The 18038-nt window shown below is 39.8% G+C and carries 16 protein-coding genes and 1 riboswitch; of the genes, 8 read left to right on the top strand and 8 right to left on the bottom strand.

Annotated features, from left to right (window positions below):
• The first annotated feature begins 29 nt into the window (after positions 1 to 29).
• The 4 genes from LC040_01140 (at position 30) to metH (ending at position 6690) form a co-directional block, all read left to right on the top strand.
• Positions 30 to 890, top strand: a complete 861-nt coding sequence (locus LC040_01140) for a DegV family protein (GenBank protein WLR51539.1) — start codon at positions 30 to 32, stop codon at positions 888 to 890.
• Between the two features lie 58 nt (positions 891 to 948).
• Positions 949 to 1074 carry a DUF3941 domain-containing protein gene (locus LC040_01135; protein WLR51538.1) on the top strand — a complete coding sequence of 42 codons (126 nt, stop codon included), beginning with the start codon at positions 949 to 951 and terminating at the stop codon, positions 1072 to 1074.
• Positions 1075 to 1243: 169 nt separating this feature from the next.
• A riboswitch (SAM riboswitch) is annotated at positions 1244 to 1345 on the top strand.
• A gap of 76 nt (positions 1346 to 1421) precedes the next feature.
• Positions 1422 to 3269: a bifunctional homocysteine S-methyltransferase/methylenetetrahydrofolate reductase gene (locus LC040_01130; GenBank protein ID WLR51537.1), complete on the top strand. Its 1848-nt coding sequence runs from the start codon at positions 1422 to 1424 to the stop codon at positions 3267 to 3269.
• Positions 3262 to 6690, top strand: a complete 3429-nt coding sequence (gene metH / locus LC040_01125) for a methionine synthase (protein ID WLR51536.1) — start codon at positions 3262 to 3264, stop codon at positions 6688 to 6690. The genes LC040_01130 and metH overlap by 8 nt, the downstream gene beginning before the upstream one ends.
• A 107-nt stretch (positions 6691 to 6797) precedes the next feature.
• Here the strand turns inward: metH and LC040_01120 are convergent, their stop codons facing one another.
• Positions 6798 to 7943, bottom strand: a complete 1146-nt coding sequence (locus LC040_01120) for a histidine kinase N-terminal domain-containing protein (GenBank protein WLR51535.1) — start codon at positions 7941 to 7943, stop codon at positions 6798 to 6800.
• Between the two features lie 336 nt (positions 7944 to 8279).
• Here LC040_01120 and LC040_01115 point away from each other — a divergent pair, with 336 nt between their 5' ends.
• Both LC040_01115 and LC040_01110 read left to right on the top strand, forming a co-directional pair.
• The gene (locus LC040_01115; GenBank protein WLR51534.1) at positions 8280 to 8879 is read left to right on the top strand and encodes a helix-turn-helix domain-containing protein; all 600 of its coding nucleotides are present in this window, start codon (positions 8280 to 8282) and stop codon (positions 8877 to 8879) included.
• Between the two features lie 271 nt (positions 8880 to 9150).
• Complete coding sequence (locus LC040_01110; GenBank protein ID WLR51533.1) at positions 9151 to 9837, top strand: YukJ family protein; 687 nt, start codon at positions 9151 to 9153, stop codon at positions 9835 to 9837.
• 33 nt (positions 9838 to 9870) lie between these two features.
• Here LC040_01110 and LC040_01105 read toward each other — a convergent pair whose 3' ends face one another.
• The 3 genes from LC040_01105 to LC040_01095 all read right to left on the bottom strand — a co-directional run bounded on the left by LC040_01105 (position 9871) and on the right by LC040_01095 (position 11187).
• Positions 9871 to 10161, bottom strand: coding sequence for a SpoVA/SpoVAEb family sporulation membrane protein (locus LC040_01105; protein WLR53163.1), 291 nt, complete (start codon positions 10159 to 10161; stop codon positions 9871 to 9873).
• Between the two features lie 81 nt (positions 10162 to 10242).
• Positions 10243 to 10719 carry a stage V sporulation protein AC gene (gene spoVAC, locus LC040_01100; GenBank protein WLR51532.1) on the bottom strand — a complete coding sequence of 159 codons (477 nt, stop codon included), beginning with the start codon at positions 10717 to 10719 and terminating at the stop codon, positions 10243 to 10245.
• A 12-nt stretch (positions 10720 to 10731) separates the two neighbouring features.
• Positions 10732 to 11187, bottom strand: coding sequence for a YhcN/YlaJ family sporulation lipoprotein (locus tag LC040_01095; protein WLR51531.1), 456 nt, complete (start codon positions 11185 to 11187; stop codon positions 10732 to 10734).
• Between the two features lie 217 nt (positions 11188 to 11404).
• Between LC040_01095 and LC040_01090 the strand changes: the two genes are divergently transcribed.
• Both LC040_01090 and LC040_01085 read left to right on the top strand, forming a co-directional pair.
• On the top strand, positions 11405 to 11743 hold the full coding sequence (locus LC040_01090) for a P-II family nitrogen regulator (GenBank protein WLR51530.1): 339 nt from the start codon (positions 11405 to 11407) through the stop codon (positions 11741 to 11743).
• Between the two features lie 51 nt (positions 11744 to 11794).
• Positions 11795 to 13186 carry an ammonium transporter gene (locus LC040_01085; protein WLR51529.1) on the top strand — a complete coding sequence of 464 codons (1392 nt, stop codon included), beginning with the start codon at positions 11795 to 11797 and terminating at the stop codon, positions 13184 to 13186.
• A 196-nt stretch (positions 13187 to 13382) separates the two neighbouring features.
• Here the strand turns inward: LC040_01085 and asnB are convergent, their stop codons facing one another.
• The 4 genes from asnB to LC040_01065 all read right to left on the bottom strand — a co-directional run bounded on the left by asnB (position 13383) and on the right by LC040_01065 (position 17857).
• On the bottom strand, positions 13383 to 15230 hold the full coding sequence (asnB, locus tag LC040_01080) for an asparagine synthase (glutamine-hydrolyzing) (protein WLR51528.1): 1848 nt from the start codon (positions 15228 to 15230) through the stop codon (positions 13383 to 13385).
• 329 nt (positions 15231 to 15559) lie between these two features.
• Positions 15560 to 15913, bottom strand: coding sequence for a DUF1516 family protein (locus LC040_01075; GenBank protein WLR51527.1), 354 nt, complete (start codon positions 15911 to 15913; stop codon positions 15560 to 15562).
• Between the two features lie 215 nt (positions 15914 to 16128).
• Positions 16129 to 16917, bottom strand: a complete 789-nt coding sequence (locus LC040_01070; GenBank protein ID WLR51526.1) for an SDR family oxidoreductase — start codon at positions 16915 to 16917, stop codon at positions 16129 to 16131.
• Positions 16918 to 16945: 28 nt separating this feature from the next.
• Positions 16946 to 17857: a fumarylacetoacetate hydrolase family protein gene (locus LC040_01065; protein WLR51525.1), complete on the bottom strand. Its 912-nt coding sequence runs from the start codon at positions 17855 to 17857 to the stop codon at positions 16946 to 16948.
• Between the last annotated feature and the right edge of the window lie 181 nt (positions 17858 to 18038).

The following is an 18038-nucleotide window of genomic DNA, read 5'->3' as shown; positions in this document are numbered from 1 at the left end:
AAGCTACAAAAACGAAAGAAGGTGAAACAATGAGTGTGAAAATTATCACCGATACTGGTTGTGATTTATCAAAAGAAATGATGAAAGAACTTGACATTACTTGCTTACCATTTGGTGTGCACATAGAAGGTAATGACTATTTAGATGGCGAAACAATCACCCCAACAACTCTCTACAATGAGATGCGGGCTGAAAAAGTCGCAAAAACCTCTCAAGTGTCGCCAGCAATATTTGAAGAAACGTTCACCGACATTGCAAAGCAAGAACAATCAGCCATTTATCTCTCCTTTTCAGCTGACTTGTCTGGTACGTTTCAAACAGCTGAAATGATGAAGGAAAATGTCATTAGTCAACATCCGAACCTTGATGTAACAGTTGTTAATACAAAGTGCGCTTCACTTGGGCAAGGCTACATTGTCAAAAGAGCTGCTGAAATGGCCAAAGCTGGTAAGAGCAAGGATGAAATCTTACAGGTTGTAAAAGCGTTAGGCGAGCAAATGGAACATATCTTCACAGTTGATTCCTTAGAATATTTATACCGCGGAGGACGTATTAGCAAAACATCTGCCTTTGTTGGCGGTCTGCTTAATATAAAACCAATTCTTCATTTAGAGGATGGCAAGCTGCTTCCTCTCGAAAAAATCCGTGGGCGCAAAAAGTTGTTTAGACGTCTTCTAGAACTCGCTGAGGAACGTGCAAAAAATTTAGACAAGCAAACTGTTTGCATTACACATGCTGCTGATGAAGAAGCTGCTCAGCAAGTGAAAGAAATGTTCACTGAAAAATTTGGAACAAAAGACTTCATTATTAATGAAGTTGGTTCTGCTATTGGGGCACATGTCGGTCCTGGCACTGTTGCAGTTTTCTTTATGAATGATGCAGAAGAATAAAACACATACCTAATCGCAGAAAATAAACACAGCATGAGGAAAGGAGCTGTGTTTTAATATGACAAAAGATAATGATAAGAAGCCGTTAGATAACAACGCAAAACGCGCAAAGAAGAATGAAATTCGTGAAAAAAACCGGCAAGATGGTAAATTTCAATTTTCAAAAAAGACAGATCATTTGTAAGCGAATACAGTCCTGTTGTCACAATCTTGACAGCAGGACTGTTTTCTTTATACGTTTTTTATTTAATAAAAATGTTCTTGCAATTCAAATAAAGGTGGTGTACATTGTACAATACATAACAAGCCATAGATCAAATGCTTTTCTGTGAAAGCATAATTAAATAGCAAGATTCTTATCTCGAGAGATGGAGGGAACTGGCCCTTTGATATCTCAGCAACCAGCCGATTGGTCAGGTGCTAAATCCAGCAAGTTTCAACTTGAAAGATAAGAAGAAGTAAAATCGCAAAGCCCTTCTTCTTGTTACTCAAGAAAAAGGGCTTTTTTAATGGAAAAAGGTGGTGCAACCGATGGGTTTACGTGAAGATTTAAAGGAACGCATATTAATTGGTGACGGTGCAATGGGGACACTTCTCTATTCATACGGCATTGATTTTTGCTTTGAAGAATTAAATGCAACACAGCCAGAAAGAATTGAACAAATTCACCAAGCATACTTAGAAGCTGGTGCTGATGTTATTCAAACGAATACTTACGGCGCAAACTACATTAAGCTTGCTCGCTACGGACTTGAGGAGCATGTGAAAGATTTAAACGAAAAAGCCGTACAAATCGCCAAAAAAGCAGCTAACAACAAAGCATATGTACTTGGGACAATCGGCGGCTTAAGAGGAATACGAAAGCAAGATATCACCTTAACAGAAGTAAAACGAACGTTTCGTGAACAGCTCTATCCACTCCTTAAAGAAGGTGTAGATGGTATCCTGCTTGAAACTTATTACGATTTCGCTGAACTTAAAACAGTATTAAAGATTGCACGAGAAGAAACAGATAAACCAATTGTGGCCCAGGTTTCTCTGCATGAAGTCGGTGTTCTACAAGATGGCACCCCTGTAGCTGAAGGGCTGAAACAGCTTGCTGACTTAGGGGCAGATATTGTTGGGATTAACTGTCGTCTTGGACCTTACCATATTATTCAGTCATTAGAGCAGGTTCCACTGCTAGAGAATGCCTATTTATCAGCTTATCCTAACGCAAGCCTGCCTGAATATGTAGACGGACGTTTTGTCTATGAGTCCGATGCTAGTTACTTTGGTGAACGGGCCGCTGACCTTCGTGCTCAAGGTGTACGTCTTCTAGGCGGATGTTGCGGCACTACACCTGAGCATATTCGTGCTTTTAGCAAAAAGTTAAAGGGGCTTCCTCCTGTTACAGAAAAACATGTGAAGCCTTATCAATCAGAAACAGTGATCCAAGAAAAGGAACGTACAGAAGAGCCACTGCATGAAATTGCCAAAAAGCGGCGTTCAGTCATTGTTGAATTAGATCCACCGAAGCATTTAGACACAGCTAAATTTTTCGAAGGCACAAAAGCTTTGAAAGACGTAAATATTGATGCCTTAACGATGGCTGATAATTCGCTTGCTTCACCAAGAATCAGTAATTCCGCTATGGCAGCAATTGCGAAACAGGAATATGATGTACGTCCGCTTGTGCATATTACATGCCGAGACCGTAACTTAATTGGCTTGCAATCACATTTAATGGGTCTTCATACACTAGGTATTCATGATGTACTAGCCATTACAGGCGATCCAACAAAGGTTGGCGACTTTCCAGGAGCAAGCTCTGTCTATGACTTATCATCATTTGAGCTCATTCAATTTATTAAACAATTAAATGAAGGCGTATCCTTCTCTGGGAAACCACTAAAGCAAAAATGTTCTTTCTCAGTCGGAGCAGCCTTTAATCCAAATGTCCGTCATCTGGACCGAGCAGTAAAACGACTAGAAAAGAAAATTGAATACGGAGCAGATTATTTTATTAGTCAGCCTGTTTACTCAGAGGAACAAATTGAAGAGGTTTATCATGCAACGAAACACCTTCATACACCAATTTATATAGGTGTAATGCCGCTTGTTAGTTCCAGAAACGCAGAGTTCCTTCACCATGAAGTGCCCGGCATTAAACTTTCAGAATCAATCCGTGAACGCATGGCGGCCTGTGGAAATGATCGCGAAAAAGCTCAAGCTGAAGGAATAGCGATTTCAAAGTCACTAATTGATACGGCTGTTCAATATTTTAATGGTATTTATTTAATTACGCCATTTATTCGATATGAGATAACTGCAGCACTCACTCGCTATATTAACGACCACTATTCGTCAAATGCAGAAAGGAAGGTTCATCATGTCTAACAATATATTCGAACAACAACTACAACAAAAGATCCTTATCTTTGACGGAGCAATGGGCACCATGCTCCAGCAAGCTGATCTATCTGCAGAAGACTTTGGCGGTGTTGATTATGAAGGTTGTAATGAAAACTTAAACCTTACTGCTCCCCACGTAGTGGAATGGATTCATCGCTCATATCTAGAAGCAGGAGCAGATATTATTGAAACCAATTCTTTCGGTGGGACGCCATTTGTTTTAGATGAATATGATCTAGGACATCAAGCATATGAGATTAACCGTCGTTCTGCAGAGCTTGCTGTTAAGGCGGCGAAAGAATTTTCGACACCTGACCACCCTCGCTTTGTGGCTGGAGCGATGGGTCCTACTACAAAAACATTAGCAGTAACAGGCGGAATTACGTTTGAGGAATTAATTGAGAACTATGAAATACAAGCAAAGGGTTTAATTGACGGTGGTTCTGATCTTATTTTATTAGAAACAAGCCAAGATACGTTAAATGTCAAAGCAGGCTATCTCGGTATTCAACGAGCACAACAAGCGACAGGAAAGACATTACCACTGATTATTTCGGGTACAATTGAACCTATGGGCACAACGCTTGCAGGACAAAATATCGAAAGCTTCTATATTTCAATTGAACATATGAAACCAACTGCTGTCGGACTTAACTGTGCAACAGGTCCAGAATTTATGCGTGATCACCTTCGCTCTCTTTCAAACTTAGCAGATTGCGCCGTTCATTGTTATCCAAACGCAGGACTGCCTGATGAGGAAGGGAATTATCACGAAACACCTGAATCATTAGCAAAGAAGCTTCAGGCTTTTGCTGAAAAAGGTTGGTTAAATATCGTCGGCGGATGCTGTGGTACAACGCCAGAACATATTAGTGCTATTGCTGAAGTAGTGAAAAACTATCCACCACGCACAAAACATGAACAAAATGAAGCTCATAAAGTCTCTGGCATTGAGCCGCTTATTTATGATGAAACGATGCGTCCCCTTCTTGTCGGAGAACGGACCAATGTCATTGGCTCTAAGAAATTCCGTGACTTAATTACAGATGGAAAGTACGAAGAAGCTTCAGAAATTGCCCGGAAGCAAGTAAAGAATGGTGCACATGTCATCGATATTTGCTTAGCAAATCCTGACCGCGATGAGCTGCAGGACATGGAACAATTCATGCAGCAAGTTACACAAAAAGTAAAAGTACCGATTGTAATTGACTCAACAGATAACCTTGTTATTGAAAAAGCTCTTTCTTATTCTCAAGGTAAAGCGATTATTAACTCCATAAACCTTGAAGATGGAGAAGAACGCTTTGAGAAAACACTCCCGCTCATTAAACAATATGGAGCGGCGGTTGTGATTGGGACAATTGATGAAGTAGGCATGGCCGTTACTGCTGAACGGAAGCTTGAAGTGGCAGAACGTTCATACGATATTCTTGTAAATCGTCATGGGTTAGACCCATCTGACTTAATCTTTGACCCGCTTGTCTTCCCTGTCGGCACAGGTGATGAAGCATATATTGGCTCTGCAAAGGAAACAGTTGAAGGCATTCGTATCATTAAAGAAAAGTTCCCGCATTGTTTAACAATCCTTGGGGTTAGTAATGTCTCTTTCGGACTTCCTCCAGCAGGACGTGAAGTGTTAAACGCTGTTTATATGTATCACTGTACACAAGCAGGCTTAGACTATGCGATTGTCAATACAGAGAAACTCGAACGCTTCGCCTCAATTCCAAAGGAAGAAATCGAACTAGCTGAGAAGCTTCTGTTTGAAACAGGCGACCAAATTCTTGCAGATTTCACAGCGCATTACCGTGGCAAGAAAACAAAGCAAAAGAAGAACACAAAACAATTACCATTACCAGAACGCCTTGCCGAATATGTAATAGAAGGAACAAAAGAAGGTTTAATTCCAGACCTTGAAATTGCTTTAACGAAGTATGATAAACCACTTGATATTATAAACGGACCATTAATGGATGGCATGGCAAAGGTCGGTGAATTGTTCAATGACAACCAATTAATCGTTGCGGAAGTATTGCAAAGTGCGGAAGTCATGAAAGCGTCTGTTGCTTTCCTTGAGGACTTCATGGAAGCAGGTGATGACACAGGCAAGAAAGGAAAAGTGTTACTTGCCACTGTTAAAGGTGATGTGCATGATATCGGTAAAAACTTAGTTGACATTATTTTAAGCAATAATGGCTTTGAAGTAGTAGACCTAGGTATTAAGGTAACTCCACCTGACTTAATCAAAGCCGTCAAAGCTGAGTCACCTGACATTATTGGACTTTCAGGTCTTCTTGTAAAATCAGCACAGCAAATGGTCATTACAGCTCAAGACTTACGACAAGCAAATATTTCTGTTCCGATTCTAGTCGGAGGCGCGGCATTATCTAGAAAGTTTACTAATAATAAAATTTCACCAGAATATACAGGAAATGTACTATATGCAAAAGATGCAATGAATGGCTTAAGCTTAGCAAACGATTTGAATAAAGGATTAATCAAGAAGTCAGAAAAGCCGAAAGTTGCAGCTGCTTCTGAAAGCAATGATACTGCTACAGCTACTGCAACCTTAACAAAAGTACGTTCGAATGTTGCAACAGATGTCCAATTGCACATACCAAAAGACACGAAACAGCATGTCATTAAAAATTATGACCTTTCACATATTCAACCATATATTAACTACCAAACATTAATCGGCCACCACCTCGGTTTAAAAGGGAAAGTTAAAAAAATGCTTGAAGAAGGCCATCCGAAGGCTGTGGAGTTAAAAAATTTAATCGAAGAATTGTTGAACGAAGCAAAGCAAGAAGGTTTTATGAAGGCTGGAGCTGTCTATCGCTTCTTCCCTGCACAAGCTGACGGCAATTCTGTCATTGTGTATGATCCAGAAGACACAAGCAAAGTAATTGAACGCTTTGAATTTCCGCGTCAGAAGAAAGAGCCTTACCTCTGTCTTGCAGATTTTCTCCGCCCTGTTTCGAGTGGAGAAATGGATTATGTAGGCTTCATCACCGTAACAGCTGGCCTCGGGGTAAGAGAAAAAGCAGAACAGCTTAAAGAAAACGGAGAGTTCCTTAAGAACCATGCCTTACAAGCTCTTGCCCTTGAAACAGCAGAAGGCTTAGCAGAAAGAGTCCATGAGCTTATGCGAGACAATTGGGGATTCCCTGATCCTGTCGATATGACGATGCAGAAGCTTTTCTCAGCTAAATATCAAGGCCAACGTTTTTCATTCGGCTATCCAGCTTGCCCGAACCTTGAGGACCAAGAAAAGCTCTTCAAACTCATTCGCCCTGAAGAAATCGGCGTCGACTTAACAGACGGCTATATGATGCACCCTGAAGCTTCAGTCTCAGCAATCGTCTTCGCCCACCCAGAAGCACGCTACTTTAACGTTTACTAAAAGAAAAGCGGAGGCGGCTTGACCAGGGGCGACAAGCATAAGACAGAATGTGGAGGGGACCGCTCTTCGTCCCTTACACAATATAGAACGTACAAGAGCCCACCAATTTAGGCGGGCTCTTCTATATTTTGAAAGAAAATTTTAAACGTTGTCCAATCCTCATCTGATGTAACTTCTAATCTTCCTGAATGCTTTTCAACAATTTGCTTACAAACCGATAACCCTAATCCTGTTCCTAGGTCTTTCGTTGTCACAAATGGCTCAAAAATATCTTCTTGCAAATGTCCAGGTATTTGAGGCCCGTTATTAGACAGTTCCAAAATAACTTGATTATTCTCTTTCCAACTATCAATTTTGATATATCTCTTTTTCGTTATCGATGCTAATTCTTCAACTGCATTCGTTAAAATATTTAATAATACTTGCTTAACTTGCTCTTCTACAGCCTCAATAAAACAATCCTCATCTAAATTTACTTTAACTTCAATGTTTTCATCTACAAAACGAGGATATAAGAAGTTAACCATTTTTTGCACCAGGTTATTTAAATCGACTTTGTCTGTCGTATCATCTAATCCTCTTACTTTTGATAAGAATAAAAATTGAGACACCTTCTCTTCCAAGCTCTCCATTTCTTGATCAATAATTGAAAAATACGTTCTTGCTTCTTTATCCCCTTTAAACTTTCGGGAAAGGATTTTCATAAACCCCTTTATCGATGTCAACGGGTTACGAAATTCATGGGCAAAGCTTGCAGCAATTTGTCCGAGAACTGTAAGTCGGTCACTATGCATTTCTTGAATGAACAAATTCTTCTTCGTAATAATTTCATCTTTTAACTTCGTATATTCCTTTACAGAATGGTACAAATAGATATGGAAAACATCATCAATTATCATCATGCTGCTTAACTTTTCTTTATCATTTAGGTCAGAAACAGAAATCAATTCATTTATAATTGTTCGTCCGATATTTATATTACTAACAAATTCACTAATGTTAACCCCTGCTTCAATCCGTTCCTTTGCAACTTTTTTTGTTAAGTCAATCATGTATGTTTCATTCTGCTCTTCTAAGTAAAGAAGAATTAACGTAATGGTTTTTTTAGCATTTTGTACAATCTCCTCATAAAAGGGATCATCCTCAGTAAAATATGTCGCTTTTAACCAGTTTTCAATAATCATTGTTTGTTTTTTTATAATTAATGTTACAAGTCTTTGGATAAACTGCTGTTCAGACTGCAACCGCTCCATAATAATCTCCTATCTTTTAATAAATTTTCCTTCTTCCATCATAACATGTTTTATCACTGATATTCTTTAGTCTGTATACAAAAACCCAGCATATAAGGTTTAAAAAGTTTTTCAACGGTTAATAAATGACTATCATCATTATGACTATGTACCAAGCCCTACCTTTTCGTATGTACTAGTTGTGTATGCCTATTGAAAAGACACGCACTATCTTTTTAATTATACATCTTCCACCTCTACCCGTGGCAAAATAGCCACAAGGTATAACAAAATACAGTCAGAATAATTCTTTTATGTAAGAAAAACAGCGGGTGGGAAGATCAACGAGAAATGGTGATGAAAATGAGAAACTGGTTAATTAAAATTCGTAAAAACAAAGGACTTACACAAGAAGATGTGGCATCAGCAGCATTTATTGATCGCGCATACTACACACAAATCGAAAACGGGAATAGAAATCCAAGCTTACATGTAGCTAAAAATATCGCAGACACCCTCAATTTTAGTTCCTCTATTTTTTTCATGGAACATTGTGAAGCATTTCATTTAGCTCTAACGAATTCTCCCATTATTATAGCTCATTGTGATTTAGAGCTTCGTTATACTTGGATTTATAACTCATTGAATTTCCCATCAGAGCAAGTAATTGGTCTTCGAGATGACGAACTTACAATGAATGAGGGTATTGTTGAATTTATGACTTTGAAAAGCACTGTTCTTAAAGAAAAAAAACCATTAAGAAAAATCGTCACATTTCCTTTCAAGAAAGGAGTTCGCACGTTTGATGTATTCGCTCAACCGTTAAGAAATCCAAACGGGAATATAATTGGGATCTCCACCTCAGCAACAGACCTTACAGATTATCTAAAAAAAAACATATTATATTTAAAAGAACAAGACCATGAAGGGGGATTCTTTGAACTATATACCAAATGATTTGTTAGTCCAAGCATATAAAGATGCCATCAAGCATAGCGTTAATCGGGAATTTATTGAGTTATTAGAAGCTGAATTAAAACACCGAAACCTCTTTCATAAAGTCAAAGTACATCCTTCAGATTCTTCTTCATAGCCCCACTTCCCTTAGATATTTATCTAAGGGTCTTCTCTCTTTTTTCCTCTCGTAAATTAGGTGATTAACACTATTGAAAAGTTCAGTAAATTCATTTAATTTTAAGAAAAACAAGTTGACTAGGGAGTGAAACAATTGCCTTTAAAACGATACGGCGTGTTAAAAGGACAAGCAACAGAAACAAAATTAGGGGCAGGCAGCAGCCCTCACTATGAAGTACTTATCCATGACAAAGAAGGTACACAGTATCGAATTGCGATTAACATTCAGTCACAAAGCAAACCTTCTGAAGTACTCTACTTTGTCAGTGAAGATTTCAATTATGACGCGATTCCTCATTTGACCGATTTAAACTCTGGATTTACTCCCATTCTCCACAATGACCCTGAAATTGCTCTAGACTATATTCGCGGTGAACTATTCAACCCTGCCAAGATGGTTCCACTCCCTGCTGAAAAAGAAGGTCCTAACAATGATTTAAACGAAAAAATTCAGCATTATATTCACGAAGCAATTAGACATAAAGCGACCATCTATGCATTCGGTGAACGATGGGGTCCGGAAAAGAATAGCCCAGATAAATATTTTGGCTTTACACCTGGAAACGGTATTCACGATATTCATATGAATCAAGGAAATATCGGGAGATGGAAAGACGACAATGGAATTTGGCAGGACGGAGGAATTTTAATTGAATTTGAGCAGCAACAGCGCTGGGTTGGTATCTTTCTTGCTTTTCAATCCCAATCATGGTGTACTGATAAGCACGGATACGCTACAAAGCCCGTTGAACAATGCAACCATTTAAATGCAAAGCAATAAGCCTCGGCATTACGCCAAGGCTTTTCTCGTGACTCATCCTTTTGGCCGAAATAATACAGCACCAAGGAAACCGAAAACAATTGCAGCAGATATGCCAGCACTTGTAACTTCGAACATCCCTGTAATAACACCAACAATTCCATATTTCTCTGCTTCTCCCATAGCTCCGTCAACTAGTGCATTTCCAAAGCTTGTAATCGGCACTGTAGCGCCTGCTCCAGCGAAGTCAATTAAATTGTCATAAATGCCAAAGCCAGCTAGAACCGCACCTAATACGACTAAAATACTTAGCGCATGTGCAGGGGTCATTTTGAAAATGTCCATCAACAGTTGACCGATGACACAAATAATTCCACCAACGACGAATGCCCATAAATAAATAATCAATGCTTTTCTCTCCAATCATTAGATGATTCCAAATTGAATCAATAGCGTTTTAATTAACGCTACTGCAAAGGCTGCGAACACTCCAAACATAATGACAGAACCAGCTAGTTTGAACATATTTCCACCTGTACCGAGCACAAGGCCTTCAGAACGATGTTCAATGGCGGCAGATATTACTGCATTCCCAAATCCAGTTATCGGAACAGCTGTACCTGCTCCTCCAAACTGAGCGATCTTATCGTAAAGGCCAAATCCGGTTAATAGCATTGTAATAAAAATTAACACCGCAACAGTTGGATTTCCTGCCGTCTGTTCAGTAAAACTAAAATTTCGCATGAAAAAAGATTGGAATATTTGCCCAATCAAACAAATGAATCCGCCAAACAAAAATGCACGTACAGAATTTTTCCATAACGGTCTTTTCACCGCTTGCTCCTGAGTCATTTGCTGATAAGCCTTCATTTCAGGCGTTAATTCTTTCTTTGGTTTAGCCATTGTCAGTCCCCCTTACGTTTGCTTTAATAATTCTTTCACTTTTTTCATTTGCTTGTTTAACTCATTTCGATTAACCTCATTGTTTTTAATATTCTTCTCAAGCTTTTCAAGTTCAATGTAGATTTTGTGGTCAGTAGTAACTCGAACTGTTTTTTGCGGAAACTCCTTTTTAATCTTATCTTGTGCTTTTCCGATTATTTTCTCCGAACGAAACGTATATAAGTGCTTAAGTTCTAAGACTGCGATAATGTCTTTATTCAATGCGGCAACTTTCATTTTTCGTACTTCTTTCATCGGACGGATTATGTCTTCCACTTTTTTCACGGTAATATTTTCCGTTTTTAAATTATTTTCATTTTTGATACTAATCGTATGCGGGTTGATTTCCACATTTTTGTCTCCGTACTGCTGACATCCAGTTAATGCAACAAACAACAAAATCCAAAGAACAACAAATTTATACCACACGGCATTCACCTCTTTAGAAGTTTCATTGTGGTTATTTTTCACAACCATACCTAAGAAATACTCTAGAAAAAAATGTAAATTAAGTCTTTATGTTAAGTTTCCTTACATAAAGTATTGATTTTTCTAAAAATTCACTTGATTTTAACTAAAAAAACCATTATGATAATAAACATAACAAATAAATGTTAATAAAACTAACATACAGGGAGGAACAAAAGTGAAGAAGTTAGAAGCAATTATTCGCCCTGAACATTTTCAAACACTTCGTAAACGTTTAGACAGCGCAGGAATTAGCGGTTTAACTGTTTCGGAAGTCGCTGGATGTGGCAAGCAAAAGGGACAGGAAGGTATTTTTCGTGGAAATCGTTTTGAAATTAACCTTTATCCGAAAGTAAAAGTTGAAATGGTTATTGAAGAATCAAAGCTTGAGTCAATTATCGATATCATTCAAACAACATGCGCTACAGGCCAAGTCGGAGATGGGAAAATCTTTGTCTATCCTGTTGAAAATGTCATTCGAATCCGAACAGGTCAGCGAGGCTTAGAGGCAATCTAACACCACGTAATTCTCTTATACGATAATTACAACTGAAAGGATGAAGAGAACGTGAATAAGAAAATTGGCAGCTTGTTCTTAGGTAGTTTCCTCCTAACTTCAACTGCATATGCAGAGGAAACAGCTCCTACAGTCGAATCGGTCGTTCAGTCAATGGATATGATGTGGATTATGATTGCCGCATTTTTAGTGTTCTTTATGCACGCAGGCTTCGCAATGGTTGAAACAGGCTTTACACGTTCGAAAAATGCGTTAAACATCTTAATGAAAAATATTATGACAATGTCAATTGCTTCTGTTCTTTACTTCTTCGTCGGCTATGGATTGATGTTCGGTAATTCTGCTGGAGGTTTCCTCGGTACAAACGGCTTTCTTCTAAGCGAACACGAAGACCAAGTTGGCTTCTTTGCCTTCCAAGCAATGTTCGCAGCAACATGTGCCACAATTATTTCAGGAGCTGTAGCAGAACGTATTAAATTAAGCTCTTACCTCCTCCTTACAATTATCATGACAGGTTTCATTTATCCAGTTGTAGGCCACTGGGTATGGGGCGGCGGCTGGCTGGCTGAGATGGGATTCACTGACTTTGCAGGTTCAACAGTTGTTCACTTAACTGGAGCTACCGGAGCACTTGTAGCAGTTTCCTTCCTCGGGGGCCGAATCGGAAAGTATTCACAAGGAAAAGTAAATGTAATTCCTGGACATAACATTCCACTTGGAGCTCTAGGTGTCTTTATCCTATGGTTTGGTTGGTTCGGATTTAACGCAGGCAGCACGCTTGCTGCTGATGCAACCCTTGTACCACATGTTGTTACGACAACACTTCTTGCTGCAAGTGCCGGTGTCATTTCCAGTGCGTTCTACTCACAATTAAAATACAAACGAATTGATGCCTCTCTTACATTGAATGGAGCACTTGGCGGACTTGTCGGTATTACTGCAGGGTGTGCAAATGTTTCATTTATCGGTGCCACAGTAATCGGTCTTATTGCAGGTATCATTCTTCTTGAATCGGTTGAGTTTATTGATCGGAAACTAAAGCTCGACGACCCTGTTGGCGCAATTGCTGTTCATGGAATCTGTGGTATTTGGGGAACGGTTTCTGTTGGATTATTTGCTACAGAAGGCGGCCTGTTCTATGGCGGCGGAATAGAATTGTTCGCAACGCAACTTATCGGGGTCAGCGCCGTTATCGTGTGGACTGTTTCCGCCGTATCACTGTCGCTGTTCCTCGTTACCCGCTTGTCGTCCATCCGTGTTTCTCGTGAAGAAGAAATCTCAGGACTTGATTTTGCAGAGCATGGTTCTGCCGCTTATGAAGCAACAAGAAGCATTTTCAATGAAAATATTGGGGATGAAGGTTCTTCCTTCGGTATTGGCTTAATCGAACGTTTAGATGGTCTTCATTCTCCTCCTCCCAAAACAAAAACAAAAACGAGCTAACAACATACTTGGCTGAGCTTGTGGGGCTTCAGCCAAGTTCCCTACCCATTCGCTTATGGACTCCAAATCTCCTGTTACTCACCTGCAGCACCCCCTCGCTGCAGGCTTTTTTTATGTAACAGGGCGGAGTTGCTCTCCCAGTATTATTAATTTTTGGATAACACCGCAATAAAAAAGCCCTTCAAAAGAAGGACTTTTACGGAACAATATTAACCTTATATTCTTCAAACCAATAATTAATTTGTGCCAAATGAGCAAGCAGCTGCGGACCAGTCATCAACTGACCGAAGAAAGGAGTTTGAAAGGAAGCACCGCCAGAATCATTGAGGGCTTTAATTTTCTCTCGATCGAAGAACTCAAACAACGGTGCATTTTTATTTGCTAGAATTTCATTCATCCACTGCTGTACAGCCTTTGTATAATGTGGATTATGTGTTTTCGGGTACGGACTCTTTTTCCGGTAAAGAACGTCATGCGGCAACAAACCTTCTAAGGCTTTTCGAAGAATTCCTTTCTCCCTGCCTTCATGCATCTTCATCTCCCACGGGATGTTCCATACATATTCGACAAGACGATGATCAGCAAACGGAACACGAACCTCCAAGGAGGCACCCATACTCATCCTGTCCTTCCGATCAAGCAACGTCGTCATAAACCATAACATATTTAAATAGAACAATTCACGACGGTTCTTCGCTTCACCTGTTTCTCCATCAAGTTGTGGCATTTCAGCAACTGTTTCTTCATACTTTGTCATCACGTAGGACTTCAAATCAAGCTGGTTCTGCCAATTCGGACGCAACAATGTCATTCGCTCATCCATTGAACGCATCCACGGAAACCCGCCGCGCTCTAAGTCTTCCTTACGATGAAACCAAGGATATCCCCCAAAGATTTCATCCGCACATTCTCCAGACAAGCTCACTGTGGCGTGTTCTTTGATTTTTTTACAAAACCATAGTAATGAGGAATCAACATCCGCCATTCCTGGTAAGTCTCTGACGATTACAGCATCTTTTAGTAACGCTGTCAGTTCTTCTGTATCAATCAAACAACGATGATGAATCGTATCAAACGTTTTTGACATTTGTTCAATGTAAGGATGGTCAGTATTCGGCTGAAACTCACTCGCTTTAAAATACTTATCATTATCGATATAGTCAACTGAAAATGTATGCAGTTGACCTTTCCCCTCAGCCTTCATCACATTTGCTGCACGAGCTGTAATTGCACTGGAATCTAGCCCGCCTGATAAGAACGTACAAATTGGCACATCAGAAACAAGTTGACGATGAACCGTATCCAAAAACAAGCTTCGCACCCGATCTACCGTTTCTTCAAATGAATCCGTATGCTCACGACTTACAACATTCCAATACCGCCAAACCTTCAACCCCTCTGGCGAGAACTTCAAGCAGTGACCTGGCCTTAATTCATCAATTCCTTTAAATACACCATTTCCTGGAGAACGTGAGGGACCTAGCCCAAACACTTCTGATAAACCCTCTTGGTCAAGTTCAGCTCTTACTTGTGGATGAGCAAGAACCGCTTTTAGTTCTGAACCAAATAGGAGACATTCACCTGACTGCTTATAAAACAATGGCTTCACCCCTAAGCGGTCACGAGCGATAAAAACATGTTGGGCCTTCTCATCCCAAATAGCAAAAGCAAAGATACCGTTCAAATGCTCCACACACTCTTCCTTCCACTCAATGTATGATGTGAGAAGGACTTCAGTATCTGAATGAGATTTGAAACGGTACCCACGCTGCAATAGCTCTTTTCGTAGATCCTCTGTATTATATAATTCACCGTTATACACCATCATATAGGTGGTACCGTCTTTTTCCTTTGACATTGGTTGCTTTCCACCTTCTGGGTCCACCACAATAAGACGTGTATGACCAAATGCTACATGCGGTGATGTCCATACATTCATATCATCTGGTCCACGTCTATTAAGTGTTTGCGCCATGCGACTTACAACAACTTCCGCTTGCCGCAAATCATTCTTCCAATCTATCCATCCAGTAATCCCACACATCCTGCCTCACCCTTTCATGCTGTCGTATCCTCGTTTTAGGCCTTCATAGATCTAACATATGCAACCTAAACAAATGAATGACAGCGAATAGAGTGATCGATCTTAGACTACATGCAACATTCAGCGTGCAGCTCCGCCCTTTTTCCCTTCCTCGCGTTCAGCTCTTTGTACACTTCAATAAAAGCGGTGTGAGCGGAACTGCACCTTACTCTTTTCGTTCTTCACATTTCGAATAATATGTGTAACTCAGATGATAGGGAGCATCTGAAGTGTAGCTCCGCCCTTTTTCCCAATAAAAAACTGCCGCAAATTGCAGCAGTTGAACTCTCTTAGCCTAGTACGCCGTAACCCATAACAAATACTAGAATTAATGCTATTAAAAATTGAATCCAGAATGACTTTACAGACTTTCCTTTCTTGCCACGTACGAGAATCATTTCCATTGTTGAAAGTAGCCATATACCTGCTAACCCTTTAATAATCGCAGGTGTCACCATTTGCCATACCGCAAATAATAAATGTGTACCTGTAACAAACACAATGATGTAGAGCAGACGCAGAATCATATGTAAAACTTTCGGTGCTTGTCCTTTATTCAGCTTTGCAGCGCTGACAAAGAAGAGAATCAATGTTAACGTCCAAGCTGTAACGTGTGTGTGAAGCATAATTGCATTTATATCCACAGTTTTCCCTCCCTCTATGTTTGAAATCAACTTTCATTATAAACGATATTATCTAAGAAACAAAACAAATACACCATTTGGCTAAACATTGTGCCAAATTCGTCAAACTCTGCTGCTTTCACTTCTTACGACTTAAAGTACAGCCAACACCTTGCTTGAAACTTCGCTCTTTTTCCACTATAAAAGGCTGACCCTTAAGTCAACCTCTTGTCATGCTACAATGCTTTAACCAATCCTCCGTCTACTAGTAAGGCTTGTCCTGTTACGTAGGTGTTAGCCTCAGAACATAGGAAGACAGCTGTGTTTGCGAATTCTTCAGGGGTGCCATAACGCCCAATCGGAATAAGTGCTTCAAAGCTTTCTTTCACTTCTTCTATTGATTTTCCTCGTTTTTCGGCAGCCTTTTGGTCAAGCTCGTCGACACGGTCTGTCGCAATTCGCCCTGGTCCAAGTGTATTAATCAAAATATTGTCCGGAGCAAGCTCTGACGATAAGCTCTTTGCTAAGCCGACAATCCCTGTTCGAAATGTATTTGATAAAATCAAACCATCGATCGGCTGTTTAATGGAAGAAGAGGCAATATTCAAGATCCGTCCTCCTCCTTGCTTACGCATTAAAGGTAGCACTTCGCGAACAGCACGCACATAACTTAATAAATTCAGTTCAAAAGCTTTCTGCCACTCTTCATCGCGAAAATCATCGAATTTTCCAGCAGGAGGACCACCAGCATTATTAATCAAAATATCCACAGTTCCGTATGTATCAACAGTCTGTTGTACAAGTGATTGGATATCATAGGGATTTGTAAGGTTACATACTTGATATGAAACATCTCTGCCTGTTTTTTTCTTAATTTCTTGAGACGTTTGCTGAAGCGTCTCTTCACTTCGGCTTGTAATCATTACATTGGCGCCTTCTTCTGCGAACTTTGTCGCAATTGCTTTCCCTAGCCCTTTGCTTGATGCCATTACTAACGCTGTTTTTCCTGCAAGACCTAATTCCATAGCAGATGCCTCCTGTAAATCCTTTTTATTATTGTGCTTCAATCATATTAACTAATGTACCAATTTTCTCAACTTCAATCTCAACTTTGTCGCCTGGCTGCAAGTATTTTGGTGGCTTAAACCCTTTTCCAACCCCTGCAGGCGTTCCTGTTGCAATAATGTCACCAGGCTCTAATGTAGTGGCTTGCGAAAGCACAGAAATAAGGGTCGGAATATCAAAGATAAACTGACTTGTATTTCCTGTTTGACGCACTTCACCATTTACACGAGTTTCAATTTTTAGATTGTGCGGGTCCTCAACAAGTGATTTATGTACAAGGTAAGGCCCCATTGGACAAGATGTATCCATGCTTTTCCCTAATAAAAATTGTTTGTGACGTGCTTGCAGGTCCCTTGCTGTAATATCGTTCAGAATTGTGTACCCAAACACATAATCCATCGCATCTTCTTTTGAAATTCCTTTACCATGCTTCCCGATAACAACAGCCAACTCACCTTCATAGTCAAGCTCTTTCGTTACATTACGGTGGTGCAGCACAATGTCGTTCGGACCGGTAACAGCTGTTGGTGCCTTCGAGAAAACCATCGGTGCACTAGGAATATCTGATTCACTTCCCATTTCAATTGCATGCGCAGCATAGTTCTTGCCAATACAAAAAATATTTTTACGCGGACGCGGAATTGGCGCAAGAAGGTCAACAGTTTCTAAGCTTTCAAAAACACCTTCTTTTGATGAGTTTTCTAAAGCCCATGCTTGTAATTGTCTAACATTGTCAAGGAATTCCTCTCCTTGCTCTAAGCATGTAACAATATCTGACGAAAGAGAAAACGAGTAACCACTTTGCTCTTGTGCCTCTTGAAGATTTAATACTTTTTTCGACTCATTATCTAATATACCAATGAAAATATGTTCACCTTTTGTAGCTGTAACAAATCTCATTATTTTTGCTCCCTCCACTCCTCTGTTCATGTTCTTATTTCTAGTTAGAACGTAAAAACCCTTCCATATCCTTTGAAATCATGATGATCCTCACAAGTCTATAGACATAATGCAACAATTTTAAACTAGGCTAAACTCCTTTTCTTGTCATATTATAGAGCTTTAATAAGTTAAATAGAAC

Source organism: Bacillus tianshenii, assembly GCA_020524525.2.
Taxonomy (GTDB): Bacteria; Bacillota; Bacilli; order Bacillales; family Bacillaceae_N; genus Bacillus_AV.
Note: the sequence above shows the minus strand (reverse complement) of the source record. Positions and strands in the feature narration are given on the sequence as shown.